The sequence below is a fragment of the Exiguobacterium sp. SH5S4 genome (assembly GCF_004337045.1).
Taxonomy (GTDB): Bacteria; Bacillota; Bacilli; order Exiguobacteriales; family Exiguobacteriaceae; genus Exiguobacterium; species Exiguobacterium aurantiacum_A.
Genome location: NZ_SJUQ01000007.1, coordinates 35,044 through 56,376, shown reverse-complemented (window position 1 = coordinate 56,376; position 21,333 = coordinate 35,044). Strand labels below are relative to the sequence as shown.

Sequence of the window (21,333 nt, the reverse complement as noted above, 5' to 3'; positions counted from 1 at the left end):
CTTCTTAAAGTTCTTTAAAAATATCTAGATCTTTTGAATCGATACTTGAAGATAAAGAGAATCGAATCGACGATCGCACTTCGTCCAATGTTAAACCGATTGCTTGTAATACATGACTCGGCTTACTTGAACTGCATGCTGACCCAGTGGAAACGGCCATGACAGGAGCCAATTGTTTCACGAGTACCTCATTGTTAATCCCAATGAATTGAACATTCACAATACCAGGTATTTTATCAGTATGGTCACTGTTGAAGCGAATATTCGATCCGAATTTTTGGGATAAAAGTTGAACCAATTGGTGTTCAAGTTTTTGCAATTTCTGAATGTTCTTAGACAAGGATGCCTGATGCATTTCAGCGGCTTTCCCCATCCCTACGATTAAAGGAACAGCTAACGTTCCGCCGCGCACGCCTTGTTCTTGGCCTCCACCGTGTATTAATGGTGTCAACTTTCTTGGAATGCCATCTTCATCTTTTTGCACATAAGCGACGCCGACACCTTTTGGACCGTTGAATTTATGCGCCGAAGCAGATAGGAAATGAACGTTCGTCAGTTCTGACAGGTTGATTTTCATCTTTCCGACGACATGTGTCGCATCCGTATGGAAGAGCGCGCCATACTGGGCAGACAGTTCAGAAGCTTTCTGAATGTCATTCAAAGACCCTAACTCATTATTTCCCCAGATGATTGAGACAAGTGAGGTAGGACGGCTCTTTAGCAGAGATTCCAATTCAGAGAAGTCAATTCTCCCGAACTGGTCAACTGACAGGTACTCCACATGGACATTTAGCTGTTCACTCAAATATTTTGCGATTTCTAAGTTAGATGAATGTTCGGCTACCGTAGTAATCACTTGATGATCCGGTAGGTAAGAACTCACACTCTTTAAAATCCAATTATTACTTTCAGTAGCTCCTGAAGTGAAATACAGCTCCAAAGAAGAACAGTTAAAGAATTTGCTTAACTGTTCTCGAGCCTGCTCGACGGCATTTTTAGAGTTCTCAGCGAGTGAGTAGTACTTGCTAGAAGGGTTCCCAAACTCTTCAAGAAAGTAGGGGAGCATCGCGTCAAGTACTTCAGGATAAACCGGGGTCGTCGAGCTGTTGTCTAGGTATAGCATGTCATCCCTCCTGTAGAGCCAATAACTCTCTTAAGAATTGATTCGTACTTCTAGAGAATTGAAAGAGTTGATAAAGCTCTTCGGCACCTCTAGAAATATGTGCGTTAAAGTAGTCGGGGAAATATTGCTCTTCCTCAATGTGTTGTTTCGCATGTTGGAGAATCATCATTTTGAACATCTCGTCGTGCTCTCCAGTTAATGTCGCACGATTGATTTCAAAATTTGAAATCGCTCGACCTTTAATACTTGCAGGAGCCAGCTTGTTCTTCAACGAAATGCCAACGGCAAAACGGGCCAATATATTTGGCGTGATATGAGTCGAGTTCGAAATCTCTTTAAAATAGAGATGGGTTTGCTCGGTTAATTTAAGACGGTAATTCATTAGTTTTCACCTGCGCGTTTTCAAATTCAAAATACGATGGAATGACTTGAGTTTCTGAGTGCTCATTATCAAATTGGAGACTGTACTCTCTAGAAATAAACGGTTTAAGTACATCGTAGTAATCCTTACTAATTTCTGAGTCTGTAGACAACACTAAGACCTGTTCACCAAAGTTAGGAAGCAAGTTTTGAAGAATGTTATAACGATGATCTCGGTCCAACCGACCTAACAATGTATCGAAAATAAATGGCATTTGGTTCTCGGAAACTTTGAAGATTGCCCAAATCAATGAAAGCAATAGGATTTGCTTCTCACCAGAAGATAAAGTTGCCACAGAGATACGCGACTGATCTTTAGATCGTAAAGTCAGTGAAAAATCTTCAGGCAAGATAGATAGCTTCTCAATATAATCCTCTTTTCGCATCAATGTTTTTAACATACGTAATGCATTCTCTTCAACATTGCGAATTACTTTGTAGCGTTGTTGAAGTCTGAAGTCTTCCAGTAGAGCTAAAGTGAGATTTGCATTTTGAGAAAGTAAGCTGGATTTTGAAGTGATTTTATCAATTTCTTGCTTCAGGAGTGCATTCTCTTCTACTAGACTTGAATAGCGAGAATGAAGTTCCTCTTCAGCATGGATGATGTTTTCAAAACGCTCTTTCAAGTGAAGGTGATTCACTTTTAATCGGTTCAACTCTTCAAATTGTTTTTCGAAATCGGCATGATTCTCTTCTCGGATGATCAGTTTTCTACGTAGGGTTTTCAGGGCCTCGATAATTTCATCATCTCTATCGATGTTCGACAATAGCTCTGAAGAAGAGTGCGAGTTAACAAGCGAGAGCATATTCTCCACTTTTGCCTTCGAACTGAATGAAGCATCATGAATGATTTCTGTTGCAGGAACCGCATTTTTCAAAGCAGAATTAAATTCAGTTTTCAACAACTCGTGTTGAACGGTACCACCCAAATTACGCGATACTTTTTTATAGAACTCATCGGTGAAGACTTTCTCTAAATCTTCTACGCTTCGAACCAATAATTCTGATTCCACTTGCTCTGCGGCTTGCTTAAGTAAGTCGTGATTAAGTGTGAAGGCATAGTACTCACTAAAGAAGTCTGAAGTAGACTGCTTTAAGTTTTGACGTTCATGTTCAAGCCTTCTAATGTCATCTTTTAACTGTGTTTCTTCTTCTTTACTAATCACGTCATGGGCACGTAGTGTTTCAGAGAATGAGGCAATCTCGGCTTCACTTGCTTCGGTTTGCTGAAGAGCTTGTGTTTTTTCAATCTGGATTTTTTGAAGTTTTTGTTCAGCTTCAATCAAGTCATTTTTAATTTCATCCAGACGTTTGGATTTATCTTTACTTAGTTTCGTTTTTGCTTCATCGCGAATTAGCGTTTCGATGGTCTCAGTTAGTAAATCAGGAATCTCCAATTTAAAGGCACTCTTCATTAAATCATCGAGATACTCCGAAAGTTTTCCTTCATTAATGATTTGGTTAATCGTTTCTCCATCAAATAATGAGACGTTGAAGAGATACAATGGGGTCCGTTCCAGAAACAATGAATAGACCTGACTCTTGTCTTTTTCTGCTAACGGGAGCGTACCTCCGTCTCTATAAATATTGAAATATTCTTTAATCGTCTTAGCATCAATTCCCCAAGAACGTTCAAAGAGATAGCGTGTAGTCGTATGATTTGTTGTCGTAGTGAACGTGATTTGGATTTTTGAAATCACCTTTTTAACGTTGTACCATTCGCGCTGATCACGGATTTCGCTATTGATTAGTTTATCAATCTCACGGAAATAGGAAGGAGTTGGCGCTTTAATCCCAAACGCTTGGCTCCCGTATAAACCTGTACGGAGTGCATTTAAAAACGTCGTTTTACCTGCGCCATTTTTTCCTCCGATTAAAACAACATTCTTATTAGAGTTTTGATTTGTAAAATCAAAAGTCTGATTCTTATATGCTCCAATATTTTTCAGGACAATCGATTCAATCTTCATAGTTCTTTAAATCTCCTTGCTCTTTGTAAAGGTTCAAATAATCCTGGCTCAATAGTCCAGCAACATCTTTATTGAATCCACGCTTAACCTTTACTCCTAGAAAATCATTTGCTGTCGTAAATAATTTTTGAACCATGTTGAAATCGAGACCATGCTTTTGAGAAAGAAGCTCTAAATCATTTGCTTGGTCACTCGTCAAAATTTGGCGATCGTCATGCTCCCAGTCTAAATCGAAACCAAACACTTCACGATAAAGGATAGGTAGTGTATCTTTCCAATCACCTTCACGAAGCCATAGACGACGAATTGCACGTAACTCATCATCTTGGATCAATTTATACTCAACAGAGTTCGGAACTTTTAAGTCGCGTTGCAAAATCAACAAATCGTGCATTAATCCAATTCTAGTGGCTAACGTGAACGGTCCAAGTCCAAGGTGTGAATACACAGATTGTCCTTCATCATTTATTTCAAAAACGACAAACTGGATATTGAATTCTTCTGGTTTACTCAAATCAATGTTATGTGTAGCAATGAACTGATTCAATTGACGTTTTGGTACTGCGAGAACGCACTCGTCCGTTAAATCTTCAATGCGGTCCACAACTTTATGAGAAGTCGCAGCGCGACCACCTTTTTTCTTTTGAGCAACATAAATACCATCTTCTTTAATTTCATGCGGCACCTCTAATAGATAGAAGGCACCATTCATCCGCTTATGCATCCGTTTAGAACGGTCGTCTCGAATAAGCACCATTTTATTACGGAATTTCAATAAAGGTTTTAGCCAATCGTGCTCACCTGTCTGAATGAACCCAGTAAGCGATTTGTCTTGATTGACGACAGTACATGTCCAACATCCAAATCGGCTGTTTCCACATGATCCGGCGCTCTCTTTAATGTTTTGGTCGACGACTAGAGGACACTCGCTGCTTGAGTCCATGTACATCTTTTGGAGTTTGTGATGATCTTCTCCCCAAGGGGCAGGGTTTTGGAGAAGGTAGCTCCAAACATCATCCAACACAAATTCTTTGATTGGTGCAAATACGTATGCGTTTGCCAATGAAGTGTGTCGCATTAGTTCGCTACCCATAATTTCATGGTCTTTAATGGATTGACCACGACTCGTACTCTCTGACGAACGAACACCTAAAACCATAATGATTTCACCGTATTTTGAAACCTTATCTTTAATGAAGCGGTTGGCAGGATCGATTTTTAGGCGATCCGTACACCATCTAAACGTTTGGTTAGGGGTAGGGTAGCCACGCCCGATAATATTCGTCCAAAAAGTCTTTTCCGTGAGCGGTTTGACTTTTTGTGTTTCAATCGGGAGATTGTATTTTAGAGCGGCTTCTTGCATCCGATGGAGCGACCCGTTAATCATCGAGACTACAAGTGGGTTTTCTACCAAGGTGTCAGATGAAATAATAAAGACTTTCTTATGCAGTTCTTCTGGTGAAAGCTCTAGCAGCGCCTCAAAAATTAGTTGCGTCGTCAATGTTGAGTCTTTTCCACCGCTGAAACCAACTACCCAAGGGCGTGTGTCATTTAGATAAACGCGCTTAATTAAATCGATGGAACGTCTTGAGACAGTGTCGCCATCATGTTGAGTAAATAAGTTACTAATAATGCCTTGTGTCATAAATCATCATCCTCTCGTGCCAAAACACTTATATAACAGTAATGTTAGATTTTTGTTGGTCGAAATCTTTTTCTTCGTTAGTAAGTTCAATGCCAAGTAATGATTTGATGCGAATAGCAGTTAAACGAATCGTATAGTTGTTCTTTAATATTCTTCCATTCTCATTAAAAGCACGACCTTTCCAATCCTTTTCATTTGATCGGCTCCAATCAATGTCTTTGAATTTTGAGAGATAGGCAACCCAAGTGTCTGGTTTCTGTTCAATTAAAGCACGGGCAACTTCTGCGGCTGCTTCGATAAATAGACCTTGACCGGCAATTGAAATCATACGTAAATCACGAGGTGAGATTTCTTTGTTAAAGACTTGTTCCCACTCATGGATACTATTGCATAGCGTTAACCAAAACGTTTTGATGTTCAATGCATCTTCTTCAGTTAAAAGTGCACCTTTTTTCTTATTAATTAATCGCTTATTCGCGTTGTAAATATGATTCAATGCCAATAATTTTGGCGAGTTTTTTGAAAGTGAAGTCTTTTCCATCTCTGTATAGCGCTTCAAGAGAGGAATCTCTTCTACGATTTCTTTTGTTAAGAGGGATAGTTGATCTCGATGGTCATATAAAATCCCGATGGATGACGTCGTATTAATCGCATGCCGATTCAAGTCTGAGAAGATTTGTTGAGAACGTTCTAATCCTTCATCGTGGAAAAACACAACTGAAATAGTCTCACTGCCTAACTCAGGCATGATTTTTAATGCCTCTTCAATGGCAGCTCGTCGATGTTGTCCATCATTAATTAAGAAACGAGAATCTAGTGCAATGGAGAGTTTACCTAAATCTTTAAAGTTTGGTTCGTCTGAAAAAGGTGTAAATTGAATTTCCCCATCAATCGATGCCGTCAAAGAAGAAAAGACATAGTCTTTTGATTGGTCTACAATATAGTTTGTGATTTCAGGAACTCGCGATTTATTTAAAATACGTTGCGAACGATATTGTGGAGGAACTTCTTCCTCATCAAATAGAAAGATTTTTGGAATCAATTTTAGTGGACACATAACCACAAAATACTCTTTTTCTGCCTGATGACCTCGCAAGGCAGGGAAATTGTAACTGAAATTAGGATCCATAACGAGTCTCCTTTGAAATATATTACGTACGTAATTTGATGAAATTACAATGTTTTAATAGATAAAGTTTATCATATGCCTCTTTTCAAAAATAGCGAACAGCTCAAGAAAATTAGAAATTTTCGAAAGAAAAATCTCAGCAGTAAATCGCTGAGATTACGCAGTAAGCAATTTGATTAAAAATTCCTCTTCAAAGATTGCATCGTCTGACTCGAGTAAGGAAGCAATATGCGCTACCCCTAACTCGATGAACTTTTTCATGTAATCGCGGATGATTTTTTCATCCACTACCTCTTCTTGCAGTTCATTGATGATGAGATGTTTTGCAAGCAGGTAGTCATTGCCATTGATGATTGATCCCATGTCCCACGCGCCAGAGCTCAAGTTTGAAGGAAGATCGGTTAAAACAGAGTAGTTTTCGATTCCATGCATCAAACTAAGCTTAACTACAAATGGTCTTGGATCTTTCGGCACGTAATGCTCTAAATGACTAATGATGTCATCGATTCTCTCTTTACTTACTTGCGACAGCTTAATTCCTTTAGAGTCCATAATCTTATCCTTTCACCAGTTCAAAATAACCTTCACGAATCAATGTATACTTCTCTTTCTGGTTATAATCCAACATAATTTGTTTAGACGTGTATTCTTTCATCAATTCCACATACTCAGAAGTAATCTCGGTATCGGTTGAAAGTATGACAACTTGTTTACTGAGATGCTTATAAAAATGTTCGACTAGGTTTTTACGATGATAACTGTCCAAACGGCCAAGCGGGGTATCAATAATCATTGGCAAGTCCAAATCAGCTGCTTTAATCATCCCCCAAATAAATGCAGACGAGATAATCTGCATCTCACCGGCTGAACGTTCCTCGACTGAAATTTCAGCGCCACGCTCATTCTCGATTCGAATCATCATCTTGTGACGATCGACGAAGGCACGACCGAACTCATCTTGTTTCCGCATGAGTGTATTAAGCATTCGATCGAATTCGCGACTAATCAAATCGATTTTCCAACCTAAAACTTTTTCTGAGTATTCGTCGATGCTTTCTTTAATTTTGCGGTACACTTCAACATCGTTTTCCAAATCAGAAGCGTTTAGGGAAGTGGATTTTGTTCCTTTTAACTTCGCTTCCAGTGAACGAATTTCTTGGATGCATTCCTGCTCTTTCTTTTTAATGTTCATATAAATACTCTTCGTTCTTCCGAGCACTTCTGTGATTTCTTGAATTTTCTTATCTTCTCCATCAACACTAATTGCCGATGGGGCTAAATCAATTTTTTGTTGTAAGGTGTCGATTGAATGTTTGATGTTGTTAGCTTTCTTAATCAGTTCAACAATCTGTTCTTTAACGGAAGAAGCATTTACGCCCATGATAAATCTGCGATCGTTCGGTGAAAGGTCGTGCCAAGTTTTTTGATCCTCTCCTGGAGTAGAGGCCTTATAATTTTCTTTTGACAACCAAATCGCTTTTCCGATTTCTTCGACTTGGTGTAATTGCTCCTCAGTCAAAGGGGGATTGATTGGTTCTGAAAGAAGCTTAGACATAAATTGATGGTAGGGCGTTAAAATTTGTTCCACTCTCTGTTGATCAGACACATACTGTTGCTCTAAGTTTAACCGCTTTTTTAAAGCATCAATTTTTTTAGAGGCAAACGAAGGAATTACTTCTTCGCTGAACTGCTTAGAAATTTGCTCCATGATTTGAGTGTGTTGTGCTGTCAAAGAACTCATGGTTGAGACAAACTTTTCTCTCGATTCATTATTTTGCATCAGTTTTTCGTTCCGAAGCTTCTTGAGTTCATCGAGTTGTTTATTGTATGTCGAGACACGAAGTTCAGCTTTGGTTCTTTTTTCTGTTAGTTCGCTCAATTGGTCTTTTAGCGCTGAAATTTTTTTGTTGTATTTTAAAAGCTCTGTGCTCTTTTGAGCAGTAGCCAATTCATTTACTTTTCGTGAATAGATTTTGTCTAGGTCGCCTTTAAGTTCGTTAAAGTAAGACATCCCATTCATTCGTCTAATTGTTGCCTTAAAATCTGCTGAATTACGTGAAGAAATGATTCGTCTAATCTCTTCACCGTCAAAAATTAAAAATTGAGAAGCTTCAAATGGGATTAATTTATCAATCGTACGATTGAAGTCGTCAACATTATGCGGACCAATTTGTTCATTCCGTTTAGCACGAGCCGCACCTATAGTCCGTTTGCTGAACGTTTTACTTTCGGATACAACTTGTTTTTTACTATTATATTGCCAAACGACTTTGATTTCGTAGTGATGACCATCACCAGGTTCAAAAACTAGTGACGCACTAGCTTCGCGTCCACCTTTTTCAAAGAAAGAGTTATTGATGGTGTTCGTAAACTGTTGTTGAAACTCGGAGTCGGTCATTCCGCGCTTTCCATATAATAAGTAACGTACTGCTTTCAAAATAGTAGTTTTCCCAGCGCCATTGAGACCACCGATTAGTATGATGTTTTTATCGTCAGAGTGCGTATCGAAATTAATTGTTTGCGAATTTAGATATGTCTTGTAATTATTTAATTGAATACGTACTAGTTTCAGGCCTGATCTTCCTGCAGTTGAAGTAGGGTGCGTCAGCGAGTTCCCTTTTTTGATCAGGTATTTAAGTTCTTCTTCTAATTCTTTTTGGCGTTTAGTTGGAGAAGTTGCTTCTCCATAGAAGTTAGCCTTTGAAGTAGTAAGAACGTTTTGAAGTAGGTTAGGAGATAGCTGATGATGAGATGAGACTTCTTCTAAAATTTCTTTCTCATTTGTATAAAACTTGTGATTCATAGTAAAATCCTTTCTGAAAAATAATATGTTATGACTATATTGTTAGTATAAAGGAAAACAACCTAAAAACCTGTAACTTTTTTAGAAAGGGTATGGATAAAAAAACCATGTTCTACTATATACTTAAAAGGAGATCATACCATGAACAAAATGCTACTTCGCAAAATCCAATTTGCTCTCCAGCATCACGGCGGAACGGCGTCATTGAAAGAGATCTACGACTACATCGAAAAGTCGTATTATCAACTCGAGCTCGATCGCTACAAAGATTGGAAGGCTCACGTCAATAAACAGATTCGCGCCCATTCGAGCGATTCAGCCAGCTTCAATGGCAAAGATGACTTGTTTTATGCCACGGGAAATAAAGGGATCTGGGGCCTTCGCCAACCGAATATCTAACCGAAAGCGGAACCATTTCAGTTGGTTCCGCTTTCAAAGTTTACAATACGTCACACCCCCTTGTCACAGAATGTTCAATCCTGTAAACTTCGAAACAGTGTGAAAAAAATGTATAAGGGGTTACTTCATGGAAATCGTTCAGCAATTATCGCAAATGCAATTACTCAACCAATTCTGGTTACTTGTGGCCTTCATCATCCCGATGGTCATTTTATCGCGGATGGTCGTGGCCGGTTCACGGTTCTCACCAATCCTCGTCATCGTCATCTTCGGCCTCGGCCTCGGCTTCGCCATGGTCGAGATGGGCATCGCGACACCGGGTCTCCCTGAGTTCCCGCTCGTCGACTTCCTGTCGCGGACGACGATCATCGCGCTCGTTGTCTCATTCTTCGTCGGTGGGCAAGAGCTTCGTAAGATCTTAAGCAAGCAAGCGCTCGAGATGAAAGACATCGTCGTCCCATCTAAAGAAGAGATGTTCCTCGGAACAGGTCGGACGCAGTTCATCTTCATCGTTCGTTCGTTCTTCTTGCTCGTCGGACTCGAAGGGTTCTTCCGCATGATGATCCAACCGGGAACGGCAGAGGGCATCACGCTCTACTACCCAATCCTCGCGTTGATCGGTCTCGCGGCATCGTTCCTCTTGATCGACCATAAGGCACAGATCGACGACAAGCACGTTTATATGAAAAAGGGCTTGATCGAGACGGCGTTACTGCTCGTCATCTTGTTCATCTCGTACGCAATCGCCATGGCCGTTCAACCGGTCATCGCCTTGCCGCAAATCTTCTTTGCGATGCTTTTGTCATCAGCACTCGGTGCCATCTTCCAAAACTGGACGTACGGACCGACCGTCCGCGCGCTCTTGTTCGCCGGGATCCCGGTCGTGTTGGCGGCCAACTTCATGGTCGGTGGTTCGCGGATCGGTGACGCCTTCGCCATTGAAGGCATGAACTCGATTCTCGTTTACGGTTTCTTCGGTCAATTGTTCTGGATGTTCGGTGGGATCGCGCTCCTCATGTGGTTCGCCCGCACGGGGCACATCCGTAACCTCGCACCAGGTATGGCCGGTTCGCTGTCGCACAGTGGTCTCACAGGTGCATGTACGGCCGGTGACTTCGGTCAAGTGGCGGCAAAACGTGCGCCGATCATGATCAACATCCCGTTCTTCGGTCACATCTTCGTGTTCTCGATCTTGGCAGTCAGTGCCGACAACGGGGCGCTTTGGATCTGGCCGACGGCGATCATTGTCTTGGTCGGTCTCGTCTTGACGGCACTCGCGCTTAAAAACTTGCGCGGTGCGAACGGCGAGGACTTCAAAGAAGTGAAGGCGCTCATGCAGTTCTCGTTCGGTTGGCAGATGATGGCCGTCTTCGGCGGTCTCGTCATCCTCAGCTTCAGCACGATCGCATTCGACTACACGACGATGGCGCAATCGTCAGCCATCTCACACTTTGGCCTCTTCGCAGCGGTCCAAGGTGGCATGTTCGGGACGGAGGCATCACTTCTCATCCCGCTCATCTTCTCGATGCCGTTCCTCGTGCATCCGATCGTGTTCTTCATGTTCGGGAAAGCACTCGACAACAACGGCGAGATGCCGCGCGTACCCGTTTACGCGATGGCGCTCATCGGTGTCGTCGGCGTATCGTTCGCCATTCTCGGTATATAATAAACAGCCGCTTCTACACATGTAGAAGCGGTTTTTGTATGCCTGCTAGTCGGATAAGGGTTGCCAATGGTCGGGATCATGCTAAAGAGTGTACAGAAAAACGGCCGACACGAGGTCGACCGTCTGCTGATTAGTTGACTTCCGTCACATGGAGCACCGGTTTCGCCGTCACGTAGTTGGCTACGTTTTGGGCGAAGGCGATCAAGTCCGGGTTTTGGTTGTGCTGCTCGAGAGCGGCTTGGTCGGCCCAGTTCTCGATCATGACGAACCGGTTCTCTGACGTCGTCGACTGATAGAGCTCATAGCCTAGGCATCCTGCTTCTTGTTTCGACGAGTCGATGAGCTTGTTGATATCGGCTAAGAAGTTTTCGAACTCTGCTTCTTTCACATCAAAAATGGCGTTGACTAAGATCATGTTGAATTCCTCCGATTATTTGAAGTTTGTGATTTTTTCAGCGTCGAGACGGACTGATTTGTAGCCTGTTTCTGCCGCTTTGCCGACCGAGAGGATCATGACCGGCACGTAGCGGTCTTTGTCGAGTCCGAACGCTTCCGCCAATTGGTCTTTCTCAAAGCCGCCGATCGGGTTCGTGTCGTAACCGTGGGCACGGGCGACGAGCATGAACTGCATCGCTGCCAAACTTGAGTCGATTTTGACGATATCGTTCATCTCTGGCTTCGACAAGTTTTTGTAGTAAGGAATAAACATTTCCAACTGTCTGTCACGGACATCTTGTGGCATTTTGCCTTCCGCTACGGCTTGATCGTAGATCTCTTCGCCGAGTTCGTAGCATTCCATGTCACCGAAGATGAGCACCATCGCGGCCGACGTATCGTTTTGAAGCGTATTGAAGCGGATCAACGGTTTCAACGTCTCTTTTGCTTCCGGGCTCTCGACGACGACGAAGCGCCACGGTTGCATGTTGACTGAAGACGGGGCCGTCGTTGCTTCTTGGATCATCTCGAGCATCTCGAGTTGTGGGATCTTGACCGTTTCGTCATAGGCGCGGATCGACTTTCTGTCGAGCATTACGTCCGTTAATGTATTGTTTTCAAATGTAGTTGTCATAGTTAATCTCCTCTTTCTCTGTTCAAATAGTATTTAGCTTTTGTAATAGAGCGGATAGCTGTTGCATCTCCGACTCCGACAATACTTTGGCGATCATGTGGTTCGTCTGGTCATGGTTTTGTTCACAGTGCTGCAACTCGCGTGCCGCCGTCTCCGTCAAGCGGACGAACACTTCGCGGTTGTTCGCGACGTTCCGTTCACGTTGGACATGGCCTTTCTCCTCGAGAATCTTCAAGTGACGGGTGATCGCCGCATTGTCGATCTTCATCTCTTGTTGGATCTCGCTTTGCGAGCAGACGCCTTTGTCGTTGACGATCATGAGCATCTCGTAGCGGGTCAGGCTGAAACCTGTCTCACGCTCGAACGATGTCGCGACGCGCTGGTCGGCGAGTTTGATTTGGTATAGCAACCGGCTCATCTCTCGTAGCTCCATTGCGTCCCACCTTTCATATTTGACTCATCAATCATTGACAAGTCAAATGTTAGCAAGTCGACCGCTGTCTGTAAAGCAAGACGACTCGAGAAAAGACACTACCGGATTAGTCAGCAGTGTCTCGCTCGATTTTCGTCCCATCAAATCGGTATTCGCTGATGAACGTCGTCTTGTCAAACCCATACAGGCGGTCGTGGCGGTTCAAGTCGTCGATCGTTTGGAGTGAATTGAACGACGGGTCGCCAGATTGGGGTGTGCGTGACACGTTCAAATAACGCTCGGTGAAGTCGTCATCCTCATTCGGTGTCCCGTCGAACGAGAAATGGATCGACTTCACGTCGTCCTCGAGCAGACGGATGACGTCGAGCACGCGCTGTTTCTGTTCAGCGGTGTCGTTCCACGCTTCGTGCAGCATGACGGAGGCGCCTAAAAACGTCTCTGGATTCAATTCGAAGATGGACGTCGGTTCAGGCTTTGTCGTCACGTCGCGCATTCGCACCGCGTCTTCCGGTACGTTCGCCCGGACTGTCTCTTCACGTGACAAGACGTTCGCGGTGACGAGTCGGTCGTGTAGCGTCGTCTCGGCTTCTTTCACCCAGTAGGCGGGCATCACATCGTCATGGATCGAGCCGTCCCCATACGTCCGCGCGGAATACGTCCCGCGAAGCGGTGTCGTCTCCAGTTTGAACGTCGCCTTGTATCCAGTCAGTTTCCAGTCCTGTGATACGTCGACATCGACACGCTCCCCGTACGTGTCATAGATGTAGTCTGTATAGCGCTCCGTCGCTTCGCTTCTCCCGTACATCGATCCGGCGACGAGCAAGCCGACTGCGCCAATTAACAACCTTTTCTTCATTTTCTGTTCACCTCTACTACAATGTACCCGAAAAGACCGAATCCCGTCTCGGTCCAAAGTCGTATTCTATTTATTCCCAATTCCCTGTAAACTGAAAATGCCCTCTAAGAACTATTGCTATTACGTGTACTAATACATATAATACACTTATACCACGTTTACAAGAGAGGGTGTGACCCATGTTATATAAGATCGATATGAAAAGTGCGGAACCTTTATATGAACAAATCGTCAATCAGACGAAAGCGCTCGTTATCCGCGGCATCTTGCGACCGGGCGACAAAGTCATGTCGGTCCGTGAGCTCGCGACGGACCTCGTCATCAATCCGAACACCGTCAGCAAGGCGTATCAAGAGCTCGAGCGGCTCGGTTTGCTCGAGATGCATCGCGGGCGCGGGACGTTCGTCTCGATGGACTGGGTTGACCAAGACGCGTCACGAGCGCCGGTCGTCGCAGCCATCCAAAAGCTCGCCATCGACTGCCATTACGCAAACGTTTCGCTTAAAGAAGCGATGACGCTATTTGAGACAGAGTATAAGAAAGTAGGGGAGAACCATGCTGACAGTACAGCAACTGAGTAAGAGAATCGACCGCCAAACCGTGCTCGATGCGATCGACTTCTCGGTCAGACCAGGAGAGATCATCGCCCTCGTCGGTCGTAACGGGGCCGGCAAGACGACACTCCTCCGGACGATGGTCGGCATCATCCGACCGGACACCGGGGACGTCCGCTACGGGCCATCGAGCATTTTTGAGAAAGCTGAATTGAAGCGGGACGTCATCTTCGTTCCAGATTCAGCCGACGCGCTCAAACATTACACCGTCAACGAGGCGATGGATTTATACGCCTCGATCTATCCGTCGTTCGACCGGGCGGCGTTCACCGAGACGCTCACGCGCTACAACATCGGTAATAAAAAGATCCGTCAGTTGTCTAAAGGGCAGAAAGCGATGGTGACGCTGTCGCTCGCCTTCGCCGTCAAAGCGAGCTATTACCTGCTTGACGAACCGACCGATGGACTCGATGTCGTCGCCAAGGCCGACGTCTTGAAACTGATGATCGCCCAAGTCGAGGCACGCAACTGCTCAATCATCGTCTCGAGCCACCAGCTGCACGAGCTCGAGCGGATCGCCGACCGCATCATCATGATCGAGAAGGGACGGGTCAAAGCGATCATGTCGCTTGAAGAGGCTCGTGAGTCGAGCGTCAAGCTGCAAGTCGTCTTCAACGACCAAGTACCGGTCGAACTGCTCGAACGAAAAGATATCGAAATCATCAACGTGACAGGACGCGTCGTCTTGTTCATGGCGAAAGAACGGACGCAAGAGCTCGACACGTTCGTCGACGCCCACGACCCGATGCTCGTCGAAGAGATTCCGATGTCGCTCGAAGACATTTTCCGGGTCCAATTAGGAGGTGAGGCAAGTGTCATTTAACGTGTTGTTGAAAAAAGATTGGAAACAAGTGTCGTTGTTGTGGATTTTGCTCGTCTTCCTTGGGATTGTCGCGTACACGCTCCCGGTGTGGACACAAATGCAGTCGTTCGATGAACAAGTTCAGGACATTCAAATGAATCCGGACGAGTATGCCGAGTGGTTTAATGGTGATGCGTCGAACGCATCAGTTGAAGAGTTGTTCAACCCGCAATCTAGTTACTGGATTGGCGATTTACAGACACTCATCCCGTATGGTGGAGTCATCTTTCTCTATATCATCTTCGGCTTCTTGATGGCGTCTGTCTTGATTGGCAGTGAACGCAACAGCCAAATGTCTGACTTTGCGATGTCCCTCCCGTTCAACCGGAACCAGTTGTACATATCGAAATGGTTGATTGGGGCGAGCGGCATCGTCGTCTCGACACTCCTTGGTGGACCGCTCATGCTTTGGATGATCCATGCGTCACGCTATTCGTTCTTGATTGAAGGACATTCGTTGAAAGTCGCAGCGCTCGTTGGTTTTATGCTATTGACCGGAATTGCTGTTTTCTCGTTGGCGTTATGGATGGGTTCGTTTGGCGGGGAGGCAATCTCGCAAGTTCTCTGGTCGATCGTCGCACTATTGTTCCCTGTCGGCATCTTATTGCTGATTCAAGGATCGGTCATATCGTTCACTCAAAATACAGAGCGCGTATATAGTGTATTCGAACGTGCGATTGAAAGTGTGTTCTTGCGCGTGATTTCACCGCTTGCGAATATATTTAACGTCGACACGTATAACTTATATACAGACAACAGCGTGTGGCAAGAGTTCCTAGCCGTTGCTCCATTAAGCGTACTTGCTTTTATTGTCCTATCGTTTGGACTCGGACTCCTTACATTCAACCGGGCCCCGCAAGAGAACAACGGCCGCTTCTTCATGTTCTCGAACTGGCTCTGGTTCGTTCACCTGATGATGGTGCTTTGTTTCGCCATGCTTGGTGGGATTATTTTAGCGAATATCGCGTATTCGACGAACAGCATCCTTTACGTCATCGGCTTCTTGATCGGCGGCTTCCTCGCCCACTTGCTCGCCAAACGCCTGCTTTATCGCTTCAACCTGCAACTCAAATCTTAAGGAGGACGTATCATGAAACGGTTCGGTCTGTTAGTCGTCGCATTACTGTTTGTACTTTCTGGGTGTAGTGATCCCTCGAAGCGGCCCCCGAGTGCCTTTCAATACGAGGGCACATACGTCGGCGATATCAACGCCGTCGTCGGCATCGCCAAGACGTTGCCGATGCACGACTGCTATAAGTCGATCGAGCTACAGACGAAAAAACGTCCCTATGGCTTGACCGTCCGTTATCATGATCCGGAGATTGAGCGCATCGAGCAGGAACGGCTCGCCATCCGTAACGCGGCGACGTATTTCACGCTCGTACAAAATACGGAGATCGTCCGTTTCGCGTTCCCGAACCGGACGTACGCGTTCTCTCGCCCCGAGATGGAGGCGTGGCTCGGGATCGACTTCTCGATGATCGAGAAAGAAGAAGAGTTGATTGCCCGATTGGATGAAAAAATTGGGAATGAAGAGCAAGCTGAAGCGTACTTCAGACGCGTCTAAAGTGTATGGATTTTTGAATCCATGCACTTTTTTTCGATATTTTCTGAAAAGTATCGGGTAAAGGGTAGATGAAAGCGTTTTCTTAGCATTATAATGGAATTAACTGAATGACTATTCATTCTAAGGAGGAGAATCAATGGAAAAACCGTGGTTACAAGATTATCCAGCTGACATGCCTGAAACGATCGACTACGAGGTGAAGCCACTCTATGAGGCACTCAGCCGCGCCGCTAAAGATTTCCCGGACCGGACCGCCGTCTCGTTTATCGGCAAGGATTTGACGTTTGCCCAAATCGATGATGCGGCCCACCGTTTGGCGACGATGTTGCAGTCGAGAGGGTTGCAAAAAGGGGACCGGGTCAGCCTGATGCTCCCGAACTGCCCACAGTACGTCATCTCGTTCTACGCCGTCCTGTATGCCGGTGGGACCGTCGTCCAGACGAATCCGCTCTACACCGAGCACGAGCTTGAAAACTTGATCACCGATTCCGGCGCGAAGATCGTCATCACGCTCGATCTCCTCTATCCGAAGTCGCTCCGGGTGAAAGAAAAGACGGACATTCAAACGATCATCACGACGAGTATCGCCGACTACCTGCCATTCCCGAAAAATAAGCTGTACCCGATCAAAGTGAAACGTGAGCACAATATCGTCATCGATACGACGGGTTCGGTCGCGTTCAAGGATTTCAAAAACTTCGGACCGGTCAAGCCGATCGAGATCGACCCGAAACAAGACGTCGCCGTGCTCCAATACACGGGCGGGACGACCGGGCTGCCGAAAGGCGTCATGCTGACGCATTTCAACTTGACGGCGAACGTCGACCAAATTTCGAACTTCTTCTATAAATATAACCGCGGTGATGAGAAGCGCGTCTTGAGCGTCGTCCCGTTCTTCCACGTCTACGGCATGACGTGCTGCCTCAACTTCGGGGTGGCGAACGGGTATGAACTCATTCTCGTGCCGCGCTTTGACGTCACCGACGTCTTGAAGACGATCAACAAGAAGAAACCACACTTCTTCCCAGGAGCCCCGACGATGTATGTCGGCATCTTGAACGACCCGAAACTGAAAAAGTATGACTTGTCGTCGATCGAGGCATGTATTTCAGGATCGGCACCACTCCCGGTCGAAGTACAAGAACAGTTCGAAGACGTGACGGGCGGGCGCATCGTCGAAGGATACGGGTTGTCCGAGACGTCACCGGTGACGCACGCTAACTTCTTGTGGGATAAACGCATCGTCGGCTCGATTGGGGTGCCGTTATCCGATACTTCTGCTAAAATTGTAAAGGCAGACGGCGAGACATTGGCCGAAGTCGGTGAGATCGGCGAAGTGTTCCTGAATGGACCGCAAGTCATGAAAGGCTACTGGCAAAAACCAGAAGAGACGGCGGCCGTCTTGAAAGATGGATGGCTCGCGACCGGTGACCTCGGCTATATGGGCGAGGACGGGTTCTTCTATATCGTCGACCGGAAGAAAGACATGATCATCGCCGGAGGCTTCAACGTCTACCCGCGCGAGATCGAAGAAGTGCTGTACGAACATCCGGCCGTCAAGGAAGCGGTCTGTATCGGTGTCCCGGACCCGTACCGCGGTGAGACGGTCAAAGCGTTCATCGTCACGCGGGACGGGGTGAATGTGACCGAAGACGAGCTCGACAAGCATTGCCGTGAGAAGCTCGCGGCGTATAAAGTACCAAAGCTGTATGAATTCCGTGACGAGTTGCCGAAGACGTTCGTTGGTAAGATCCTGCGCCGCGTCCTCGTCGACGAAGAGAAGGCGAAACAAGTGAAACAAAGCAGTTGACACCTCTCTTTGACATGATAGAATAATAAATGAATGAACCATCATTCATTTTTCTGCAGCAATAAGGAGCATGGGTGTCTATGAAAAAGAATGTATCAAAAAGTGACCGCATTATCGATGCGGCAGTGAAAGTGATCGCGGACCATGGTTATCACGGTGCAAAGGTGACAGCCATCGCCAAAGAGGCTGGTGTCGCGGACGGAACGATTTATTTGTACTTCAAAAACAAGGAGCATCTATTGATCGAGCTGTTCCAGACGAAGATGGGCCTGTTCATCGACTACTCGAAGCAACAGATCGAGCAGGAGACGACGGCAGGCGACAAGCTGTACCAGTTGATCGAGTCGCATCTCAAGCAGCTGTCGGTCGACTACGACCTCGCCGTCGTGACGCAAATCGAGCTCAGACAGTCGAACTTGGCGCTCCGCCAAAAGATCAGTGAAGTGTTGAAGCCGTATTTGAACTTGATCGATGCGGTCGTCAAGCACGGTATCGAGACCGGGGAGTTTGACCAGGACCTCGACTACCGGCTGGCGCGACAAATGATTTTCGGCACGATCGATGAAGTGGTCACGAGTTGGATGGCGAGCGGCTTCAAGTACGACTTAATGTCGACGTTACCGAGAGTACACCATATGTTAAAAAAAGGGCTTGCTTAACCGTAAGCCCTCTCGTTAGCTCAAAAAATGAATGCTGATTCATGAATGATGGGACGAACAACCTGAAGGGGGAACTGACATGAATATTTTTGTGTTGCTAAAACGTACGTTCGATACAGAGGAAGCGATCCAACTTGAGAACGGGGAGATCCAAGAAGACGGTGCCGAGTTCATCATCAACCCATATGACGAGTATGCGGTCGAGGAAGCGATCCGCAAGCGTGACGATCTCGGGGGAGAAGTCACGGTCGTGACGGTCGGACCGGACGACGCGGACAAAGAACTACGGACAGCGCTCGCGATGGGTGTGGACAGAGCGGTCCGCATCTCGATCGAGGATGACGTCGAGGACGCAGATCACGTGACAATCTCGAAAGTGCTCGCCGCATATTTGAAAGACCAAGCACCAGACCTCATCTTCGCCGGTAACGTCGCCATCGACGGCGGTAGCGGACAAGTGGCGCCGCGCGTCGCCGAGCTGCTCGACATGAACTATGTGACGACGATCACGAAGCTCGACATCAACGGCACGACGGCGACGGTCACGCGTGACGTCGAGGGGGACACGGAAGTGATCGAAGTCAACCTGCCGCTCCTCGTGACGGCGCAACAAGGCTTGAACGAACCGCGCTATCCGAGCCTTCCCGGTATCATGAAAGCGAAGAAGAAGCCGCTCGAAGAACTCGATCTCTCAGACATCGACCTCGACGAAGACGAGATCGGCGCGAAGATCGAGACGATCAAACGGTTCTTGCCGGAAGAGAAGAAAGCGGGACGTATTCTTGAAGGGGACACGTCGACACAAGTGAGCGAGCTCGTTCAACTACTTCGCACGGAAGCCAAAGTCATTTAAGGGGGACATCACATATGAAAGCTTTAGTACTCGCAGAAGCGCGCGAAGGCGCGTTACGGAACGTATCATTTGAAGCGATCGCCGCGGCGAAGCAACTGACGGACGACGTGACGGCGGTCGTCATTGGGGATAACGTCAAAGCACTCGCGACTGAACTCGGGGAGCACGGCGCAGCGCGCGTCCTCGTCATCGAAGACGAGCGACTCAAACATTACACGCCGGACGGTTACGGCCAAGTACTCCGCCAAATCATCGACCAAGAAGGACCGGATATGATTGTCCTCGGCCACACAGCACTCGGAAAAGACATCGCACCGAAACTCGCGGCCCGTCTTGACGCCGGCCTCATCAGTGACGTCGTCTCGATCGAAGGCTCGGGACGAGACGCCGAGTTCGTCCGTCCGATCTACTCGGGTAAAGCGTTCGAGAAAGTGAAGTTCAAAGATTCGGTCATGTTCTTCACGATTCGTCCGAACAACATCGACGCACTTCCACGTCAAGCGGGGGCGAGCGTGTCGGTCGAGACGCCGGCCGTCGAATTGAAAGATCTCGCCATGATCGTCAAAGAAGTCGTCCGTAAGGCGACCGGAAAAGTCGATCTCGCGGAAGCGAAAGTCATCGTCGCCGGAGGACGCGGCGTCAAGAGCGAGGACGGTTTTAAACCGCTCGAAGAGCTCGCTGAACTGCTCGGTGGCGCTGTCGGTGCTTCACGTGGAGCATGTGACGCGGACTACTGCGACTACGCACTCCAAATCGGTCAGACGGGTAAAGTCGTCACGCCGGACTTGTATATCGCCTGCGGAATCTCCGGGGCAATCCAACACTTGGCCGGGATGAGCAACGCAAAAGTCATCGTCGCCATCAACAAGGACCCGGAAGCGAGCATCTTCAGCGTAGCCGACTACGGCATCGTCGGCGACTTGTTCGACGTCGTGCCGCTCTTGACTGAAGAGTTCCGAAAACACCTCGTCAATAGCTGATGGGCATAACGTTTGGGGAAAGTTACCCTCCGTGGTATACTCTGAACATGAAATGCAAGAGAGTTCTTAATTGAACTGTCTCATCTTACTGGGGAGGTATTTACCAAATGGCTATTAAACACGCAACGACTCAAACGTTCGAACAAGAAGTGAAAGAGGGCGTCGTCCTCGTCGATTTTTGGGCAGCATGGTGTGGACCGTGCCGCATGATCGCACCGGTTCTTGAAGAACTCGATCAAGAGATGGGCGACCAAGTCCAAATCGTTAAACTCGATGTTGACGAGAACCCAGAAGTAGCGGGCGCTTTCCAAATCCAAAGCATCCCGACACTCATGATGTTCAAAGACGGACAACCTGTCTCGAAAACAATGGGCTTCCAACCAAAAGAAGCGCTTAAAGAGTTTATCGCGTCAGCAAAATAATAAACGTACAGCCGATCGGGAGACCGATCGGCTGTTTTTTGTTGGCTTCGTTC

The 21,333-nt window shown here is 46.5% G+C and carries 22 protein-coding genes; 11 read left to right on the top strand and 11 right to left on the bottom strand.

The genetic code is table 11. The features are described from left to right. Positions 1 to 4: 4 nt before the first annotated feature. The 7 genes from EVJ32_RS06015 to dndD (EVJ32_RS05985) all read right to left on the bottom strand — a co-directional run bounded on the left by EVJ32_RS06015 (position 5) and on the right by dndD (EVJ32_RS05985) (position 9,090). Positions 5 to 1,123, bottom strand: a complete 1,119-nt coding sequence (locus EVJ32_RS06015; RefSeq protein WP_131457468.1) for a cysteine desulfurase family protein — start codon at positions 1,121 to 1,123, stop codon at positions 5 to 7. 1 nt (position 1,124) lies between these two features. Then, the gene (locus tag EVJ32_RS06010) at positions 1,125 to 1,505 is read right to left on the bottom strand and encodes a DndE family protein (RefSeq protein ID WP_131457466.1); all 381 of its coding nucleotides are present in this window, start codon (positions 1,503 to 1,505) and stop codon (positions 1,125 to 1,127) included. After that, a complete protein-coding gene (dndD, locus tag EVJ32_RS06005; protein ID WP_131457464.1) occupies positions 1,489 to 3,513 on the bottom strand; it encodes a DNA sulfur modification protein DndD in 2,025 nt (674 codons plus the stop codon). Before dndD (EVJ32_RS06005) ends, EVJ32_RS06010 begins: the two co-directional genes overlap by 17 nt. After that, entirely contained in the window at positions 3,503 to 5,158 is a 1,656-nt protein-coding gene (dndC, locus tag EVJ32_RS06000) for a DNA phosphorothioation system sulfurtransferase DndC (protein WP_131457462.1), read from the bottom strand. The genes dndD (EVJ32_RS06005) and dndC overlap by 11 nt, the downstream gene beginning before the upstream one ends. Before the next feature lie 28 nt (positions 5,159 to 5,186). Next, positions 5,187 to 6,287 carry a DNA sulfur modification protein DndB gene (gene dndB, locus EVJ32_RS05995; protein ID WP_131457460.1) on the bottom strand — a complete coding sequence of 367 codons (1,101 nt, stop codon included), beginning with the start codon at positions 6,285 to 6,287 and terminating at the stop codon, positions 5,187 to 5,189. Between the two features lie 156 nt (positions 6,288 to 6,443). Further along, entirely contained in the window at positions 6,444 to 6,839 is a 396-nt protein-coding gene (locus EVJ32_RS05990; RefSeq protein WP_131457458.1) for a hypothetical protein, read from the bottom strand. A 4-nt stretch (positions 6,840 to 6,843) separates the two neighbouring features. Then, on the bottom strand, positions 6,844 to 9,090 hold the full coding sequence (dndD, locus tag EVJ32_RS05985; protein WP_131457456.1) for a DNA sulfur modification protein DndD: 2,247 nt from the start codon (positions 9,088 to 9,090) through the stop codon (positions 6,844 to 6,846). Between the two features lie 141 nt (positions 9,091 to 9,231). Between dndD (EVJ32_RS05985) and EVJ32_RS05980 the strand changes: the two genes are divergently transcribed. After that, positions 9,232 to 9,489 (top strand): hypothetical protein, encoded by a 258-nt coding sequence (locus EVJ32_RS05980; RefSeq protein ID WP_131457454.1) that lies wholly within the window; start codon positions 9,232 to 9,234, stop codon positions 9,487 to 9,489. 127 nt (positions 9,490 to 9,616) lie between these two features. Beyond that, positions 9,617 to 11,155 (top strand): hypothetical protein, encoded by a 1,539-nt coding sequence (locus tag EVJ32_RS05975; RefSeq protein ID WP_131457452.1) that lies wholly within the window; start codon positions 9,617 to 9,619, stop codon positions 11,153 to 11,155. A gap of 130 nt (positions 11,156 to 11,285) precedes the next feature. On the opposite strand, the gene EVJ32_RS05970 is transcribed toward EVJ32_RS05975, so the two are convergent. From EVJ32_RS05970 to EVJ32_RS05955, 4 genes are all read right to left on the bottom strand, one after another. Beyond that, on the bottom strand, positions 11,286 to 11,570 hold the full coding sequence (locus EVJ32_RS05970) for a putative quinol monooxygenase (protein WP_070327752.1): 285 nt from the start codon (positions 11,568 to 11,570) through the stop codon (positions 11,286 to 11,288). 15 nt (positions 11,571 to 11,585) lie between these two features. Further along, on the bottom strand, positions 11,586 to 12,224 hold the full coding sequence (locus EVJ32_RS05965; RefSeq protein WP_070327751.1) for a nitroreductase family protein: 639 nt from the start codon (positions 12,222 to 12,224) through the stop codon (positions 11,586 to 11,588). 22 nt (positions 12,225 to 12,246) lie between these two features. Further along, positions 12,247 to 12,657 (bottom strand): MarR family winged helix-turn-helix transcriptional regulator, encoded by a 411-nt coding sequence (locus tag EVJ32_RS05960; RefSeq protein WP_131457450.1) that lies wholly within the window; start codon positions 12,655 to 12,657, stop codon positions 12,247 to 12,249. 106 nt (positions 12,658 to 12,763) lie between these two features. After that, on the bottom strand, positions 12,764 to 13,513 hold the full coding sequence (locus EVJ32_RS05955; protein WP_131457448.1) for a hypothetical protein: 750 nt from the start codon (positions 13,511 to 13,513) through the stop codon (positions 12,764 to 12,766). A gap of 179 nt (positions 13,514 to 13,692) precedes the next feature. On the opposite strand from EVJ32_RS05955, the gene EVJ32_RS05950 reads away from it, so the two are divergent. From EVJ32_RS05950 to trxA, 9 genes are all read left to right on the top strand, one after another. After that, positions 13,693 to 14,094, top strand: a complete 402-nt coding sequence (locus EVJ32_RS05950) for a GntR family transcriptional regulator (RefSeq protein WP_016510027.1) — start codon at positions 13,693 to 13,695, stop codon at positions 14,092 to 14,094. Then, positions 14,069 to 14,950: an ABC transporter ATP-binding protein gene (locus EVJ32_RS05945; protein WP_070327748.1), complete on the top strand. Its 882-nt coding sequence runs from the start codon at positions 14,069 to 14,071 to the stop codon at positions 14,948 to 14,950. Before EVJ32_RS05950 ends, EVJ32_RS05945 begins: the two co-directional genes overlap by 26 nt. Further along, complete coding sequence (locus EVJ32_RS05940) at positions 14,940 to 16,067, top strand: ABC transporter permease subunit (protein ID WP_131457446.1); 1,128 nt, start codon at positions 14,940 to 14,942, stop codon at positions 16,065 to 16,067. Before EVJ32_RS05945 ends, EVJ32_RS05940 begins: the two co-directional genes overlap by 11 nt. Before the next feature lie 12 nt (positions 16,068 to 16,079). Beyond that, positions 16,080 to 16,556, top strand: coding sequence for a DUF4825 domain-containing protein (locus tag EVJ32_RS05935; RefSeq protein ID WP_131457444.1), 477 nt, complete (start codon positions 16,080 to 16,082; stop codon positions 16,554 to 16,556). Between the two features lie 136 nt (positions 16,557 to 16,692). Further along, positions 16,693 to 18,366: an AMP-binding protein gene (locus tag EVJ32_RS05930; RefSeq protein ID WP_131457442.1), complete on the top strand. Its 1,674-nt coding sequence runs from the start codon at positions 16,693 to 16,695 to the stop codon at positions 18,364 to 18,366. Between the two features lie 80 nt (positions 18,367 to 18,446). Continuing rightward, on the top strand, positions 18,447 to 19,025 hold the full coding sequence (locus EVJ32_RS05925) for a fatty acid metabolism transcriptional regulator FadR (protein ID WP_131457440.1): 579 nt from the start codon (positions 18,447 to 18,449) through the stop codon (positions 19,023 to 19,025). A gap of 79 nt (positions 19,026 to 19,104) precedes the next feature. Further along, a complete protein-coding gene (locus tag EVJ32_RS05920) occupies positions 19,105 to 19,878 on the top strand; it encodes an electron transfer flavoprotein subunit beta/FixA family protein (protein WP_070327743.1) in 774 nt (257 codons plus the stop codon). Positions 19,879 to 19,892: 14 nt separating this feature from the next. Continuing rightward, positions 19,893 to 20,858, top strand: coding sequence for an electron transfer flavoprotein subunit alpha/FixB family protein (locus EVJ32_RS05915; protein WP_131457438.1), 966 nt, complete (start codon positions 19,893 to 19,895; stop codon positions 20,856 to 20,858). Between the two features lie 107 nt (positions 20,859 to 20,965). After that, on the top strand, positions 20,966 to 21,280 hold the full coding sequence (trxA, locus tag EVJ32_RS05910; RefSeq protein WP_070327741.1) for a thioredoxin: 315 nt from the start codon (positions 20,966 to 20,968) through the stop codon (positions 21,278 to 21,280). Positions 21,281 to 21,333 lie beyond the last annotated feature (53 nt).

Bases quoted from the DNA above. Each gene is read 5' to 3' on its own strand.
- EVJ32_RS06015 (WP_131457468.1), bottom strand. From the start codon at position 1,123: ATGCTATACCTAGACAACAGCTCGACGACCCCGGTTTATCCTGAAGTA.
- EVJ32_RS06010 (WP_131457466.1), bottom strand. From the start codon at position 1,505: ATGAATTACCGTCTTAAATTAACCGAGCAAACCCATCTCTATTTTAAA.
- dndD (WP_131457464.1), bottom strand. From the start codon at position 3,513: ATGAAGATTGAATCGATTGTCCTGAAAAATATTGGAGCATATAAGAAT.
- dndC (WP_131457462.1), bottom strand. From the start codon at position 5,158: ATGACACAAGGCATTATTAGTAACTTATTTACTCAACATGATGGCGAC.
- dndB (WP_131457460.1), bottom strand. From the start codon at position 6,287: ATGGATCCTAATTTCAGTTACAATTTCCCTGCCTTGCGAGGTCATCAG.
- EVJ32_RS05990 (WP_131457458.1), bottom strand. From the start codon at position 6,839: ATGGACTCTAAAGGAATTAAGCTGTCGCAAGTAAGTAAAGAGAGAATC.
- dndD (WP_131457456.1), bottom strand. From the start codon at position 9,090: ATGAATCACAAGTTTTATACAAATGAGAAAGAAATTTTAGAAGAAGTC.
- EVJ32_RS05980 (WP_131457454.1), top strand. From the start codon at position 9,232: ATGAACAAAATGCTACTTCGCAAAATCCAATTTGCTCTCCAGCATCAC.
- EVJ32_RS05975 (WP_131457452.1), top strand. From the start codon at position 9,617: ATGGAAATCGTTCAGCAATTATCGCAAATGCAATTACTCAACCAATTC.
- EVJ32_RS05970 (WP_070327752.1), bottom strand. From the start codon at position 11,570: ATGATCTTAGTCAACGCCATTTTTGATGTGAAAGAAGCAGAGTTCGAA.
- EVJ32_RS05965 (WP_070327751.1), bottom strand. From the start codon at position 12,224: ATGACAACTACATTTGAAAACAATACATTAACGGACGTAATGCTCGAC.
- EVJ32_RS05960 (WP_131457450.1), bottom strand. From the start codon at position 12,657: ATGGAGCTACGAGAGATGAGCCGGTTGCTATACCAAATCAAACTCGCC.
- EVJ32_RS05955 (WP_131457448.1), bottom strand. From the start codon at position 13,513: ATGAAGAAAAGGTTGTTAATTGGCGCAGTCGGCTTGCTCGTCGCCGGA.
- EVJ32_RS05950 (WP_016510027.1), top strand. From the start codon at position 13,693: ATGTTATATAAGATCGATATGAAAAGTGCGGAACCTTTATATGAACAA.
- EVJ32_RS05945 (WP_070327748.1), top strand. From the start codon at position 14,069: ATGCTGACAGTACAGCAACTGAGTAAGAGAATCGACCGCCAAACCGTG.
- EVJ32_RS05935 (WP_131457444.1), top strand. From the start codon at position 16,080: ATGAAACGGTTCGGTCTGTTAGTCGTCGCATTACTGTTTGTACTTTCT.
- EVJ32_RS05930 (WP_131457442.1), top strand. From the start codon at position 16,693: ATGGAAAAACCGTGGTTACAAGATTATCCAGCTGACATGCCTGAAACG.
- EVJ32_RS05925 (WP_131457440.1), top strand. From the start codon at position 18,447: ATGAAAAAGAATGTATCAAAAAGTGACCGCATTATCGATGCGGCAGTG.
- EVJ32_RS05920 (WP_070327743.1), top strand. From the start codon at position 19,105: ATGAATATTTTTGTGTTGCTAAAACGTACGTTCGATACAGAGGAAGCG.
- EVJ32_RS05915 (WP_131457438.1), top strand. From the start codon at position 19,893: ATGAAAGCTTTAGTACTCGCAGAAGCGCGCGAAGGCGCGTTACGGAAC.
- trxA (WP_070327741.1), top strand. From the start codon at position 20,966: ATGGCTATTAAACACGCAACGACTCAAACGTTCGAACAAGAAGTGAAA.